This is a genomic window from Sulfuritalea hydrogenivorans sk43H (assembly GCF_000828635.1).
GTDB lineage: Bacteria > Pseudomonadota > Gammaproteobacteria > Burkholderiales > Rhodocyclaceae > Sulfuritalea > Sulfuritalea hydrogenivorans.
Window position 1 is genome coordinate 2,473,548 of record NZ_AP012547.1, and the last position, 14,486, is coordinate 2,488,033.

The 14,486-nt window shown below is 63.7% G+C and carries 15 protein-coding genes; 12 read left to right on the forward strand and 3 right to left on the reverse strand.

What is annotated here, in order from left to right:
• Window position 1: 1 nt before the first annotated feature.
• The 3 genes from SUTH_RS11905 to SUTH_RS11910 are packed head-to-tail and all read right to left on the reverse strand — an operon-like array spanning window position 2 to window position 2,897.
• A complete protein-coding gene (locus SUTH_RS11905; RefSeq protein ID WP_148312921.1) occupies window positions 2-1,753 on the reverse strand; it encodes a tetratricopeptide repeat protein in 1,752 nt (583 codons plus the stop codon).
• Between the two features lie 3 nt (window positions 1,754-1,756).
• On the reverse strand, window positions 1,757-2,110 hold the full coding sequence (locus SUTH_RS19695; RefSeq protein ID WP_171817286.1) for a tetratricopeptide repeat protein: 354 nt from the start codon (window positions 2,108-2,110) through the stop codon (window positions 1,757-1,759).
• A gap of 10 nt (window positions 2,111-2,120) precedes the next feature.
• Entirely contained in the window at window positions 2,121-2,897 is a 777-nt protein-coding gene (locus SUTH_RS11910; protein ID WP_197539581.1) for a tetratricopeptide repeat protein, read from the reverse strand.
• A gap of 238 nt (window positions 2,898-3,135) precedes the next feature.
• On the opposite strand from SUTH_RS11910, the gene SUTH_RS11915 reads away from it, so the two are divergent.
• The 12 genes from SUTH_RS11915 to SUTH_RS18540 all read left to right on the forward strand — a co-directional run bounded on the left by SUTH_RS11915 (window position 3,136) and on the right by SUTH_RS18540 (window position 14,483).
• Window positions 3,136-3,402, forward strand: coding sequence for a Flp family type IVb pilin (locus SUTH_RS11915; RefSeq protein ID WP_052473586.1), 267 nt, complete (start codon window positions 3,136-3,138; stop codon window positions 3,400-3,402).
• 43 nt (window positions 3,403-3,445) lie between these two features.
• Window positions 3,446-5,488 carry a TadE/TadG family type IV pilus assembly protein gene (locus SUTH_RS19910; protein ID WP_084207571.1) on the forward strand — a complete coding sequence of 681 codons (2,043 nt, stop codon included), beginning with the start codon at window positions 3,446-3,448 and terminating at the stop codon, window positions 5,486-5,488.
• Complete coding sequence (locus SUTH_RS11925) at window positions 5,485-6,456, forward strand: hypothetical protein (protein ID WP_148312922.1); 972 nt, start codon at window positions 5,485-5,487, stop codon at window positions 6,454-6,456. The genes SUTH_RS19910 and SUTH_RS11925 overlap by 4 nt, the downstream gene beginning before the upstream one ends.
• On the forward strand, window positions 6,453-7,142 hold the full coding sequence (locus SUTH_RS11930) for a hypothetical protein (protein WP_041099509.1): 690 nt from the start codon (window positions 6,453-6,455) through the stop codon (window positions 7,140-7,142). The genes SUTH_RS11925 and SUTH_RS11930 overlap by 4 nt, the downstream gene beginning before the upstream one ends.
• Window positions 7,139-7,654 (forward strand): hypothetical protein, encoded by a 516-nt coding sequence (locus SUTH_RS11935; protein ID WP_041099511.1) that lies wholly within the window; start codon window positions 7,139-7,141, stop codon window positions 7,652-7,654. Before SUTH_RS11930 ends, SUTH_RS11935 begins: the two co-directional genes overlap by 4 nt.
• Before the next feature lie 48 nt (window positions 7,655-7,702).
• Entirely contained in the window at window positions 7,703-8,818 is a 1,116-nt protein-coding gene (gene cpaB / locus SUTH_RS11940; RefSeq protein ID WP_041099513.1) for a Flp pilus assembly protein CpaB, read from the forward strand.
• Between the two features lie 19 nt (window positions 8,819-8,837).
• Window positions 8,838-10,130: a type II and III secretion system protein family protein gene (locus tag SUTH_RS18535; RefSeq protein ID WP_052473587.1), complete on the forward strand. Its 1,293-nt coding sequence runs from the start codon at window positions 8,838-8,840 to the stop codon at window positions 10,128-10,130.
• A 9-nt stretch (window positions 10,131-10,139) separates the two neighbouring features.
• A complete protein-coding gene (locus SUTH_RS11950; RefSeq protein ID WP_070099344.1) occupies window positions 10,140-11,855 on the forward strand; it encodes an ATPase, T2SS/T4P/T4SS family in 1,716 nt (571 codons plus the stop codon).
• Window positions 11,856-11,967: 112 nt separating this feature from the next.
• Window positions 11,968-12,819 (forward strand): type II secretion system F family protein, encoded by an 852-nt coding sequence (locus tag SUTH_RS11955; protein ID WP_041099515.1) that lies wholly within the window; start codon window positions 11,968-11,970, stop codon window positions 12,817-12,819.
• Complete coding sequence (locus SUTH_RS11960) at window positions 12,812-13,696, forward strand: type II secretion system F family protein (protein WP_041099517.1); 885 nt, start codon at window positions 12,812-12,814, stop codon at window positions 13,694-13,696. Before SUTH_RS11955 ends, SUTH_RS11960 begins: the two co-directional genes overlap by 8 nt.
• Window positions 13,693-14,046, forward strand: a complete 354-nt coding sequence (locus SUTH_RS11965) for a DUF192 domain-containing protein (RefSeq protein WP_041099519.1) — start codon at window positions 13,693-13,695, stop codon at window positions 14,044-14,046. The genes SUTH_RS11960 and SUTH_RS11965 overlap by 4 nt, the downstream gene beginning before the upstream one ends.
• On the forward strand, window positions 14,031-14,483 hold the full coding sequence (locus SUTH_RS18540) for a tetratricopeptide repeat protein (RefSeq protein WP_052473588.1): 453 nt from the start codon (window positions 14,031-14,033) through the stop codon (window positions 14,481-14,483). Before SUTH_RS11965 ends, SUTH_RS18540 begins: the two co-directional genes overlap by 16 nt.
• The last annotated feature ends 3 nt before the right edge of the window (window positions 14,484-14,486 follow it).

Genomic DNA, 14,486 nt, shown 5'->3' on the forward strand with positions numbered 1-14,486 from the left:
ATCAGCTGGATTTTGCCTGCATCTGGGTCTTCTTCTCGTTCCCGAGGCTTTGTCGTACCGCAGCCATCGCAGGCGTGCTGTAGCGAACGGCAAGGGCCAGCGCCTTGTCGCCGCCATTCCAATCGCCCCGTTCATAGAGCAGCGTCGCCAGGTTGAAATGTGCCTGGCTGTAATGGGGTGTCAATGAAATGGCCCGACGCAAGGCCTGTTCCGCTTCGTCCCGGCGCGACTGCCGCAGGTAAATGGAACCCAGGCTGTTGTAGGCATTGCCCAGATCATGGCGGCCGTTGGCCACGCCCTGCCTTGATCCATACAATTCGATCGCACGTCGCGCCAATCGCTCGGCCTCGTCATAGTGTCCCTGCCGTGCCAGGGCAAGCGCAAGGTTTTCAGCGGTCGACGCAACTTCCGGCCCGTTGGCCAGGAGCACGCGGGCGACGGCAACGACTTCCTTGTCGTGCCCGGCATCAGTGAGGGCGGCGACGTAGTTCTGGCCGGCAATTTCCGATGTCGGCTCCTGCGCGTAAGCCCAGCGCCACAAGCTCAGATTGCTTTCCCAGTGCGGAACGGTACTCGAAACGGATACCGCTGCGGCCAAACTCCATGCGCCGGCGAGAACGGCCGGGACAATGCGCCGGCCGTACGCCTCCCACACCATCGCCAGCAACAGTGCCAGGCAGGCAATGGGAAGCATCAGGAAACGGTCATGCACCAGATTGTCGGCAATGGTCAGTTGCACCAGATTCGATACCGGCGCCAGTGCCGCAAGCACCATGGCGCCTGCCAAGGCAGTTCGCCTTGCTTGCGGCCGGCATACAAGCGAATACACCAGAGCCGCGCAGACGGCGACACCCGCCAGCAGACCCAGCCATGCCCATGTGTCGCCAAGCGCGACCGGCGTCGGTGCCGGATGTACCGGCAAGGTCTGCCCGAAAGGCCACAAGGCGAGGACTGCGTACCACCCGAATGACTTGCCGACCAGCAACAGATGCTGCAGACCGCTGCCCTTGCCGATTGCCGAGTCGTCCTGGTGCAACAAGCCGACGGCGGCGTAGCGTATCGCCAGGTAACAGAGCAGCGCCAACAGCAGCGCGCCCCAGATCGTGGCATCGCCATTCGCCCGGGAGGCGCGCAGCGCCTGCCGCCAGTCGGTCATCGCCGTGTAGCGCAGCGCCTGCCACAGGGGCAGCAGTGCCAGCAGGACGACCGCCGGCTCCTTGCACAGCAGCGCCAGCAGGAACAGCAGGCCGACGACTGCGGCACGAATCGCCGGACGCGCCACATGGTGTTCGCAGACCAGCACCAGCAGCACGAAGAACAGCATCATCAGGTCGAAGCGATCCGAGATCCATGCGACGTTTTCCACCAGCGCCGGGTGTACCGCGAACAGCAGGCCCGCGCCAACTGCCGCCATCCCTCCCGCCGGTATCGCCGCCCGCGCCAGCAGGACGACCAGAGTCGTGTTCGCGGCGTGGAACATCAGGTTGGTCAAATGGAAGACAAAGGGATCAAGCCCGCCCAGCCAGGCTTCGACAACGAAGCTGAACAGGGGCAGCGGGCGGAAGTAGTTGCGCGAGACGAACAGCGGTTCGAACAACTGCCGCAACCACAGTTCAGGGTCGCGCAAGTTGGGCAGAAGGGTCAGGAAATAGTTGTCGTCCCAGACAAACCCATGCGTGAGCGCCGGCAGATAGAGCATGAAAGCCAGCCACCCCGGCAGCACCAGGAGCAGGCGCGCATAAGTTGCCGGCACCGCCTACTGTACCCGGTCGGCCCAGAGCTTGGCGCGCACCGGATCGATCTGCTCGCCCAGTTGTCCATTGGTGTAGACCGCGAACAGCCGCTGCGACGCCGGCCGGTAGCCGGCCTCGGCAGCGCGGCGATACCATGTCAGGGCCTGGGCATCGTCCTGGGCGACGCCGCGCCCCTTTTCATAGAGCACCGCCAAGTGCATCATGGCCTGCGGCAGGCCCTGTTCGATGGCCTTCTCGTAGAGCAGTTTGGCGGCCGCATAGTCGCGCTTTACGGCCCGGCCCTCGGCCAGCATGAACCCCAGGTTGCTTTGCGCCTGGGCAAAGCCCTGTTCGGCTGCGGCGCGGAAGAGACTCACGGCCTGCGCGTCATCGCGCGGCACACCGCGCCCCGAGGCGTAGAGAGAAACCCAGATTGGTTTGCGCCTGGGGATTGTTCTTTTCGACAGCCTTGCGGTACCAGATAATGGCGGTCGCCAGATCCTTCGACACGCTGCGCCCGCGCTCGTGAAGCGCACCGATGTTGTTTTCCGCCTGGGCGTAGCCCTGATCCGCCGCCTTGCGGTACCAGGCCATGGCTGCCGCGTCGTTTTGCGGCACGCCCCGCCCGGTTTCCAGCATGTAGCCGACATTGGTCTGTGCCTGCGCCAAGCCCTGATCCGCGGCCTTGCGATACCAGATCATGGCCCGTGCGTAGTCACGCTGAACGCCAAGGCCCTTTTCGTAGAGGCTGCCAAGATTGTTCTGCGCCTGCGGCCAGTTGCGTTCCGCCGCCTGCTGGTACAAGGAAAGCGCCATCGCGTAGTCGCGCGCCACCCCCTGACCGGTTTCGTGGAGATAGCCCAGGTTTGTCTGCGCCTGCAAATAGCCCTGATCGGCGGCCTTGCGGTACCAGACCGCCGCCTCGGCGAAATCCTGCCGGGCACCCCAACCGCGTTCGAACAGCACGCCGAGGTCGTTCTGCGCCCGCGCGTCGCCACGCGTTGCCGCAGCCTGGAACTCCCTCAGCGCGCCAGCGTGGTCGCCGGCCTGCATGGCCTTTCTGCCGGCCGCAAAATCGGCCCAGGCCGGAGTCATGCCAGCCGCACAGAGCCAGAGCGACAACGCCGGCACCGACCAGATTCGCCACACTGTCAAACGTGTCATTGTGCCTCCTGTCGGTGGTCCTGGCAAAAACATCCCATTCAATTATCCAAAGTACTTGCTTGCGGGATTCTCCTACTTTATAGTCGGAATGCCCCGATGCACTTTAATCCTGAACGATCCGGGTATCATAGTCCCGAGCGATCGATTGTTGGGAGCGAAGTCAGGATTCTCTCATCCGACATCGGTCGTCGCACGCAAGTCACAAGTCATTTTCATTCCACCCTTGGAGATACACGCCATGAAGAGCCTATTGCACCGTTTGACGACCAACCGCCAGGGCGGTCAAGGCATGACTGAATACATCATCATCGTTGCCCTCATTGCGGTTGCGGCCATCGGTGTCTATGCCCTGTTCGGCAAAACCATCCGCAACCAGGTGGCGGGCCTGGCAGGCGAAGTTGCCGGCACCGGCTCCTCGACGGCAATCCAGCAGGCCGGGACTGCTGCGGCTGCCGCGGGTTCCGCCGCCAACACCGACAAGAAGATGAGTACCTACGGCAACTGAGAAACAAGCCGCTCGCGGGATTCGCATGGACATTCACTTCATCATGCGACCCGGCAGACTGAGGAGCCTGCCACGCTCTGCGCGTCCCGAACGCCGGCAGCGTGGGCAGGCTCTTGTCTTTGCGCTGTTCACGTCGGTACTGGTGATCCTGGCGCTATTCGCCATGTACAGCATGGGCGGGCAGACGATCGAGAAGATCAAGCTGCAGAACACGGCCGACGCCGCCGCCTACAGTGCCGCGCTCGCCGAAGCGCGCGACTACAATTTTTCCGCGTACACCAACCGCGCCATGGTCGCCAACCAGGTCGGCGTGGCGCAGTTCGTCGGTCTGACCTCGTGGTTCCGCAACCTGTCGGCGTTCACCAACAACAACGACTCCGCCAACCTCGGCCGCAGCGTGCTCTACGAATTGATGATGAACATCTGGCCGGGGGGAACGCTGAAATCCCTCTACAAGACGGTCTACAAGGGCATAGGCACCGTCGCTGGGGTGTTCGACGAGGGCAAGCTGGGATCCACCTTCATGAAGGGGGCCATCACCCTGCTTGACGGCTTGATCAGGGTGTATAGCGAGAGCCAGCGCGTTTACCACTACGCGACCGCGCTGACGGTCACGCAGACCCTTGGCGTCTTCGATTCCCTGGGCCAAACCCTGGACAACATGCTGGGCGTGACCTTGTTCAAGGGGCCGCTCTCCATCCTTGACGGCGACGGCAGCATCCTCAAGGCCAACGATGACAAGGTTCAACTGACCACCAGTTCGGCGTTCTACCTCGGCTATCACTTCTACAAGTGGTTCAATTTCACCGAATTCAAGAACCCCAATATGGATGCGGGGGGCGATGGCGCGAATGCCGAGCGCTTTGCCCAGGTGACGACGGACTCCCTGGACGACTTTTCCCGCGACCGCTCGACCAAGCCCGCCTGGGGTTTCGCCTTCTTCTACGCCCCGCCCCTGACTTTTGTCGATCCGACCGTATTCATCCCCTACACCTCGGGCCCGCTGTTCCTCCCCGTCTTTCACCGTGGCGGCACCGAACTAAAGGTCACCAACGACGCGGGCACCGGCGCCCCGGCGGGAACCGGCGGCGGCACCGGCGACTCCGGCGTGGATTGCAACGGCAATCCGGTTTCCAGCGCCTCGCCTCCGCTCGTGGTCGACTATCACAGCCAACTTCCGGGTGGAGGCTACACAGGCTGCGATGGCGACACGGGTACTGTCCAGCTTGGCGACGCCGCGCATCCTGCCGGTGCATATGCCCGCAATGCAGGCCAATGGGTCGATACGCGCTGCTTCGGCACGACCCCGCCGGCGGGATGCCCGACCACCACCCGCACTCCAACCCCGGCCCCCGCGGCCAACGGCAATGCGCATCCCGGCGGCGCCGGATCGAAATCGAAGCGGAGCTGGACTGCAATGGATGCCTCCAGTTTTTCCGGCCTGGATATTTTCTGGATCAGCATTCTCGGCATTCCGATTCCCCTGCCGATTCCCTTCGTGCCTCCCTGGGTGCCCGTATCGCACGGCGCGGCGCAGTCCGGCAAGCAACTCAGCAAGCCGGACGTCCTCAGCGGGGACAACAACTTTGGCCATGACGCCAGCAATGCCTATGGCGAATCGCTGAGCAGCTGGACCACCAAGATCTCGGCCGCGATGCAGCAGGAAAAGGGCGCGGGCACCTCGCTCACGCTCAGCCCGAACACCTTTGGCGGCCTCACCCAGTACATGGACGTGAAGGATATCGCCGCCGAAAACCTTACCGGTCCGCCACTGGTGATCGAGGTCGAAAAGAATGTCAGCGACATGCCGAAGAACCCCGCCACCGGGCAGTTCGCTACCGCAAACGGCGCCCCGGTAAGAAAGCTCGACAACCTGGGAAAGATGCGCAGCCTCTCCAAGGCCCAGGTCTATTTCTCGCGACCCACGACCGACAGCGGGCTCGACTGGTTCAAGCGCACCATCGGCAGCGCCGGCGCCACCGAGCTGGGCAGCCTCTACAACCCATACTGGCAGGCGCGCCTGATGCCCAACGACTTCATCGAGCAGTACATCTCGATGGAAATCCACCGCGCGGGGCTCTTGTGAACCACAGGAGCACTTCCCGTCAGGACGGCCAGGCCATGGTCGAGGCGCTGATCGCCGCGGCGCTGGTGCTGGTGCCGCTGTTCCTCGCAATACCGGTCATCGCCAAGTACCAGGACATCAAGACCTACACGGTGCAGGCCGCCCGTTATGCCGCCTGGGAACGCACGGTCTGGTTCGGCGGCGCCGCCGCGGAAAGTTTCGGCCTGGGCTCCGGCGGTACGTTCAGCAACAAGTGGGATGCCAACGAGAAAACCGATGAGCAGATACGCATCGAAATCGGCGCGCGCCTGCTGTCCGACAGCGGCACGACCGCCTTCAAGGACACCGACAAGACGGCAGGCGGCTGGATTGGCGGCAACTCCAGGATGCTCTGGCGCGACCGGCGCGGGAATACCCTGCTGCAAAGCTACGGCGACATCAGCAACAACACGCGCGGCGGCTACACCGCGCTGGGAAGCTACGATGCCACCCTGGCCAGCGACAAGGCTCCCGGCACGGTCAACGACCTCATCACGCCGCTGGTCAATGCAGGCTCGGTGGTCTCCAATTTCATGGTCGATACGCGGGGCCTGTACACCGCCGAGGTCAAGCTCGCGGTCAGGCAAGTGGCCTACAACACCGAGGCCGGACTGGGCCCCTGTGCCACCTGCACGGTGGACGACTACCTCGCCACCGGTACCAAGATGGCCTTTTCCGCGAAGAACGTAATCCTGGCCAACGGCTGGAGTGCCAACGGACCCGGCTCGCACGCCGAATACAGCACGGCAGCGGGGAAGAAGAAGATGTCCGTCTACAACCAGACCCGCGGCCTGACGCCCTCCTCGCTGCTGCAACCGGACGACGGCGGCATCATCGCCGGCATCATGAGCGTATTGAAGGTGGTCGCCCTGATATTCTTCCCTGAGCTCAGCACCATCGACCTCGGCCGCATCGAGGTTGACCGCGTACCGCCGGACCGGCTGCAATGATTCCCGGCTTCGCCTTCCTGCTCCTGCTGGCTGCCGGCGCCGCATTGGCGGCCAAGGACCCGTTGCGCGCATGCCCGGAATTCCCGGCGCCGAAAAATGCCAAACTGCAGGCGGTGGCTCCGCAGATGGACTACAACGGCATACCCATGAGCATTCGCCGCATCGAAAGCAAAGCGCCGCCCGAAGAGATCCTGGCCTTCTATCGCAAGGAATGGGCCGCCACCAAGGAGATTCGCGGCCCCGCCGAATACCCGCTGGGTCCCTGGCAGGTCATTGCCTCACTGCGCGGCGACTGTTTTTTTACCGTCCAGGTCAAGCCCTTCGGCAAGGACGGCAGCGAAGGCTTCCTGGGCCTCACCGCACCGCCCAACGGCAAGGTGGTGAAGGAAGCGCTGCCCATGCTGCCGGGAAGCACCGTGCTCAATGACATCGCCCACAATGATGCCGGCAAGACCGCGCGCACCGTGGTGCTCAAGAACGGCTTCTCTCCCGCGGCCAATGCCGACTTCTACCGTCGCAACCTGGGCGACCTTGGCTGGCGCGTCACCACTCACTATCGCATGGATAAACCCGACCAGAAGGGTGATGTGATGGTGCTGAAAAATGGCCTGCGCGAGCTGAGCGTCACCATGACGCGGGCAGGCAGCGAATCGAACGTGCTGCTCAACTACGTGGATCAGCCATGAGGACGCGGCGCGGACGCATCTTCTCCGGCGGACAGGCGTCGGTCGAGTACATCGTGGTGCTGGCCTTCGGCGTCATGGTGCTGCTCAAGCCATTCAGCTATTCCGACGTCACCAACCCCAATGCGACGCAAACCGAGGCGCCCGCCCTGAAGCAGGTGGCCACGGCGATCAAGGACTATCACAAGCATTACACCTACGCCCTGGCGATCGCCGCCATTCCCGAATGCGACTACACCTATACGACGTCCTCCGATCAGTGGACGTCCGCGGCAATCCAGACCTACCTGCCCACCATCGATCTCACAGCCAGCATCGATCGCTGCATCGACTGGCAGAACCCCGCGCTGCCCACGCCGGCGATCAGCATCTCCCCCTTTCCCAATCTGCCGTCGAGCTTCGGCGACGCCATCAAGACCATTGTCACGGAAGCGGTCGACAAGGCAGTGAATGATTTGTTGAAGCCGGAAAACATCGCCGGCGCGCTGGGCATGCCCATCTCGCTTCCCTTCTAGTTTCCAACCGTCAGTCGCCGCCACCACACGTTCGAGGAAATAAAATCCATGGGTCTCAAACTTCCCTCCCTGCGCATCAATAGAACCTGGATGATGCTGCTGGCTGCCATTGGCCTGGCGCTGCTGGCGACTTTTCTGACGACACGGTACCTCGCTTCCCGCGAGGCCAGCATCGCGGCTGAAGTGGCGGCGCGCAGCCAGAAGGGCGGGCCGCGAGTTACTGTGGCGGTGCCTGTCCGCGACATGCAGATCGGCATGGTGCTCGCCGAAAACAGCGTCGCTGCCCGCGAAGTCGCGGCCGACCTGATCTATCCGAATACCATCCTCGCCGACGATTTCGACAAATACAAGGGACAGGCCCTGATCCGCGCGGTGCTGAAGGGGCGCCCCCTGCTCAAGACCGACCTGAAACCGGAGGTTGCCGATTTCGCGGGCACGCTATCGGACGGCATCCGTGCCATCACGGTCGACATCGACGAGCTCAATGCCGTCGCCCACATGGTGCAACCGGGCAACCGCGTCGACCTGATGCTGGCGATGCAGCGCGAGGAAGGTGGTCAGACGGTGGTGCCGTTCATGGACCGCATGAAAGTGCTGGCCACCGGCCAGCGCGTGGTGCAGGAGAGCGACGAAAAGACCCCTGGAGCGAGAAAGTCATCGACCTACAGCACATTGACGCTCGAGGTCACGCCATCGCAGGCGGCGCGGCTGACGCTCGCGCAGAACATCGGCAAGCTGCGCTATGTGCTGCGCAACGAAAAGGACGAGGGCAGCGTCGATTTCGCCGTCAATGCCCAGAACATTTTCGACGAGATATCGCAGCGCGCGCGCAATGCCAAGAAGTCCGCGACGCTGGACGGCGTCGTCGAATACATCATCGGCGGGCAGCGTTCCGGCCCGAGCCTGAAAGCGGTTGATGTACCGGTCCCCGGCGCCGCCGCTTACGCCCCGGGAACCGGCGCACCGCCGCTGGTACCGGCAATCGAGCCACTCAAACCGGCGGCAGCGGCTGCTGCTGCGGGTGCCGCCGCTGCCGCTGCCGCCGCGTCTGCCGCGACCGCTGCCGCGACCCCAGCCGCCGCAAAAGCGCCCACGACCGGTTCCGATGCCAGCGGCTTGACGCCGGCAATGAAGGCCGAACTCAAGACCCTGATCGAAAAGTAACCCGCAAAGGACAACCACCATGTTTCGTCAATTTCTCACCCTGTTCTGCGCGGTCTGCGTTCTTGCCTTGCCGGGCGTCACCCGCGCCGGCAGCGAGGATGCAAAGGAGCTCGTCATGTTCGTCGGCGAGATCACCACCATCCCGGCAAGCAAGATACAGCGCATCGCCATCGGCAACGGCGCCCTCATCAGCACCAAGTTCATCGACGACACCCAGATGCTGCTGATCGCCGAAGGCGTCGGCGACACCTCGCTGGTACTCTGGTCGCCGCAGGGCGAAGTCCAGCGCTACATCGTCCGTGTCGGCTCGAAGGATTCCCTCTTCGCCTATCGCGCCGCGCGGGATGTGCTGTCGGACATGGCCGGCATCGACATCAAGCCGATGGGCCCGCAGATCGCCGTTACCGGCTCCGCCAGCCCGCCGCAGATCGTCCGCATCAACGCCCTTGCCTCGCGCTTTCCGCAGATCATTCCCATGGTCAAGGAACTGGACGTGGAAATGAAGAAGATGATCTACATGAAGGTGCAGATCCTCGAGGCGAAAAAGAGTTTCTCCGAGGCGATCGGCATGTCATGGCCGGGCAGTTTTGCCGGTCCGGTCGCGGGCTTCGCCGGCAACCTCCAGGGGTCGACCAATCCGGTGGGCGCCGCCGCCGTCGCCCCGGCGCTCAGCATTCCGCTGGGAGTGACCGGCATGCGCACCTACCTGGGCATCGCCACCTCGATCCAGAGCGTCATCAACCTGGCCAAGAACAATGGCGACCTGACCATCCTCGCCGAGCCGGAACTGTCGGCGCGCAGCGGCGGCACGGCGCAGTTCCTCGCCGGCGGCCAGATTCCCATCCAGACCGCCGGTGCGCTGGGCACCACCAGCATTACCTACAAGGACTACGGCATCAAGATCACCATTTCCCCGGCCGCCGACGACAAGGGCAACGTGATCACCAAGCTGCGCGCGGAGCTCAGCCAGCTCGACCAGTCGACCGCCGTGGCCGGCACTCCGGGTTTCCTGACCCGCACCTCGGAAACCGAGCTGAACGTGAAATCGGGGCAGACCATGGTGATTTCCGGCCTCATCAACCGCGACATGCAGAACGACGTCTCCAAGGTTCCCGGACTGGGCGACCTCCCCATCATCGGCCGCCTGTTCCGTTCGGACTCGTTTCGCGGCAACCGCAGCGATCTGCTGATCGCCGTGACACCGGTGGTGGTGGATCCCACGTCCTCCATGAATCAGGAGCGCATCGAAAAGGGCGTCGCAATGAAGGAACGCTTCGAGCGCAACCTGAACAAAAAAGACCTCATCGACTGAAGGCCCCCCATGCTGAAGATTGCGGTAACGACCCCCAAGGGGAATACCTCCCAGATCGAATGCACGATCGACAGTTGTTCGATCGGCAAGAGCGACGAGAACCTGATCGCCCTGCAAGGCTGGACCGTGGCGAAGAAACATGCCGCCATCAAGCGCAGGCCCGAGGGCGTGTACCTCGAAGATCTCGGTTCGTCCTCGGGTACCGAAGTCAATGGCCGGAAGATCAGCGGTCAGCACGGCCCCCTCCATCCGGGTGACAAGATCGCCATCGCGGGCTACACGCTGGAGGTGCTCGACCTGGAACTGCCGGTCGCAGCCGCCACGCCGGCGACGCCTGCCGCCGGCCCGGCCGCCGTGTCGCCAGCGCCGACTCTTCAAGCGCCTCCCGCGCCGGCGCCTGCGGCGGCAGCCCCGCCGCCACCGCCGCCATCACTGAGCGAGGAGGCGCGCGAAACGATGACGCGCCACCTCAAGCGCGTCCATCAGTTGCTGATCAAGCAGATGGACTTGCGCCGCATGGATGTTTCGCGCCAGAGCGAGGATGAACTGCGCACCAACACGCGCGCGCTGCTGGAAGAGATCGTCCTCAAGGACAATGAGCTGCCGCCGGAAATCGACCGCCAGCGCGTCATCAAGCAGGTACTCGACGAGGTGGTCGGACTCGGTCCGCTGGAAGACCTGCTGGCCGATGAGCTGGTGACGGAAATCATGGTCAACCGCTTCGACGAAATCTTCATCGAACGTTCCGGCCGGCTGACCAAGTCCGACATCACCTTCACCAGCGATCTGGCCGTGGTCGGCGCCATCGAACGCATCGTCGCGCCGCTGGGCCGGCGCATCGACGAATCCTCGCCGATGGTCGATGCCCGGCTCAAGGACGGCTCGCGGGTCAATGCCGTGATTCCGCCGCTGGCGCTGAAAGGCGCCAACATCACCATCCGCAAGTTCTCCAAGAAGAAACTGCAGGGCGAGGACATGGTGCGCTTCGGCTCCATGACGCACGAAATGCTCGGCTTCATGAAGACCGTGGTCGAACAAAAGGCCAACATGATCATCTCGGGCGGCACCGGCTCGGGCAAGACGACGCTGCTCAACCTGCTCTCCAGCTTCATCCCGCCCGACGAACGCATCATCACCGTCGAGGATGCGGCCGAACTGCAACTGTCGCAGCCCAACCTGATCGGCCTCGAATCGCGCCCCGCCAACGCCGAGGGCAAGGGCCTGGTCGCCATCCGCGACCTGGTGAAGAACACCTTGCGCATGCGCCCCGACCGCATCGTCGTCGGCGAATGCCGCGGCGGCGAAGCGCTGGACATGCTCACCGCGATGAACACCGGCCATGACGGCTCGCTCACCACGGCGCACGCCAACACGCCGCGCGACTGCCTGGCCCGCCTCGAAGTCATGGTCATGATGTCCGGCCTTGACCTGCCGGTGCGCGCCATCCGCGAGCAGATCGCTTCGGCCATCCGCTTCTTCATCCAGCAGAATCGTTTCTCCTGCGGCAGCCGCAAGATCACCCACATCACCGAAGTGACCGGCATGGAAGGCGAGGTGATCAGCCTGCAGGACATCTTCCTGTTCAAGCAGGAAGGCTTCGGCGCCGACGGCAAGGTCAAGGGCAAGCACATTGCCACCGGCGCCATTCCCGACTTCTACCAGGACCTGAAGAACCGCGGCCTCGATGTCGATCTGTCGGTCTTCCAGGCAGGCAGGGTGTTATGAACCTATCCCCCGTCCCCTTTTCCAGGAAAAGGGGTGACTCTGGTTCAGCCGCTGACGCGGCTTCCGCGTCCATGACTTGCGCTGCCTTGGGGCGGCCCGGCGGAGGCGCGCCATGAACGACATCGCACTCATCGGGCTGACGGTGCTGGGCGCGGTAGGCTGCATCGCCTGGCTGGTGATGAAGTGGGGCGAGAAGATGCTCTCGAAACAGCAGGCGACCATCGCCGACCAGGCCTCGACCACGCTGGCGGACATGTTCATCTTCATCGATCCGCAGAAGATGTTCCGCTACAACGTCATGGCCATGTTCGTGCTGCCGGGGGCGGTCTACTTCCTGACCGCCAACCCGGTATTCACGCTGGCGACGCTGGTGGCCACCTACGTGCTGCCGAAATACTATGTCCGCGCAATGCGCTCACGCCGATTCAAGACACTCGAAAAACAGTTGCCCGATGCCCTGCTGATGATCACCGGCGCCATGTCGGCCGGCGCCAGCGTCAACATCGCCATCGAATCCATGATCAAGGAGCAGCGCCCGCCCATCGCCCAGGAATTCGAACTGATGATGCGCGAATTGCGCATCGGCGTCGATTTCGACACCGCGCTGAAGAACATGGAAAAACGCAACCCCATCGCCGACTTCGCGCTGGTGATTTCCGCATTGCGCATTTCACGCGAAGTCGGCGGCAACCTGGCAGAAATCCTGAATTCGCTGGCTGACACGCTGCGCGAAAAGCAGACCATGGAAGGCAAGATCGCCAGCCTCACGGCGCAAGGCAAGATCCAGGGCGTGGTGATGACGGCCCTGCCGCTCTTGGTGATGTTCGGCCTGACCCAGATCGAACCCGTCGCCATGGCGCCGCTGTTCACCACCTGGCCCGGCTGGCTGACGCTGACCGTCATCGGCGTCATGGAAGTCATGGGCTATTTCTTCATCCAAAAGATCACCGCCATCGATGTCTGATTCCCTCTTTTCCCTGATCATCGGCCTGATGGTCGGCGCAGCCGTGATGCTGGGCTTCCACAGCCTGTCCACGCTCAAGAGCGATGTCCCGTCCGAGGATCGCGAATACATGGATCCGCTGCCGCCCATGCTCAACATGGCGTGGCCGCTGATCCTGTTCATCGAATACCACCTCACCTGCCGTTTCCCGCCGGACTGGCTGGAGCGCACTCACAAGCGCCTGCAGGAAACCGGCGTCGGCTACCTGATGTCGGCCGAACAGTTTTATGCCGTGCGGGTCTTCGCCGCCCTGGTTGCGGTGACGATGGGCAGCATCGTACTCGGCGCCATCGAATCGCTCGACCTCACCTGGGTGATCCTGCTGGCCGTCATCGGCTTTTTCTTCCCCATCATCTGGCTGAGCGACGTCCGCGCCCGCCGGCAAAAGGATGTGCTGCGCGCATTGCCCGTCTATCTCGACTTCATCACCATGGCGGTCGAAGCCGGCCTCAACCTCAACGGCGCGCTCAACCAGGCGATGGACAAGGGTCCACCGGGACCATTGCGCAACGAGTTCTACATGGTGGTGCGCGACCTGCGGGCCGGCGTGCCGCGCGCCGATGCGCTGCGGCGCATGGAAAAGCGGCTCGACATGGAGGAGATCACCAGCTTTGTCGGCACCGTGATCCAGGCCGAGAAGATGGGCGCCCGGCTCGGCACGGCCTTGCGCGTGCAGGCCCTGCAACGCCGCACGGAACGCTTCCAGCGCGCCGAAAAGCTGGCCATGGAAGCGCCGGTCAAGCTGATCCTGCCGCTGATTGTCTTCATTTTCCCGGTGACCTTCATCGTGCTGGCCTTCCCGATCGCGATGAAATTCCTCATGGAAGGCATGCTGTGAAGCGCGGCGCGCTTTATCGCGCCGGCAGCGATCAGTGCCTGGTGCCCGAGGCCAGCCTGACCGCCACCGCGTGGGAACGCATGCGCGGCCTGCTCGGCAAGCCGGCGCTGCGCGCGGGCCAGGGCCTGATCATCGACCCCTGTCCGTCGGTGCACACCTTCGGCATGGGCTACCCACTCGATCTCGCCTTTCTCGACTCGCGCTGGCGCGTGCTCAAGCTGGTGCGCGAACTGCCGCCGCTGCGCTGGGCCGGCTGCGCCGCCGCCCGCGCCACGCTGGAACTGCCGCCCGGCATGCTGGACGCCGCAGGCATCGCCACCGGCGATGTACTCGAATGGCGCGAAACTTGAATTGGCGCGCGGCGCCTTTCCTGGCGTGTCTGCCGCTCCTCGCCGCCTGCGCCACGGCTGATCTCTACGAGCTGCACCAGTCCGCGGTTCTGGCCTACGATTCCGGCGAGGATGCCCGGGCCGAAGCGCTGTACCAGGGGCTCGCGCGCTCGGCGCCGAACGACCCCGAAACCTGGCTGCGCCTGGGCAACCTCTATGCCCGCTCCAACCGCCCCGACAAAGCCGCCGAGGCCTACGAGCGCGGGCTGTTGCTGGCGCCGAGCGACGCCCGCCTCTGGTACAACCTCGGCATCATTCGCCAACGTCAGGCCCATGCCTCGTTCATCGCCGCGCATCAATACATCGACGACGCCGATCCGCTGCAGGCCCGCACGAAAGCGATGATCGAACGACTGGCGCCGGCAGTCGCCGAAGCGGCGCCGGCGGCGGAGAAGTAGGCC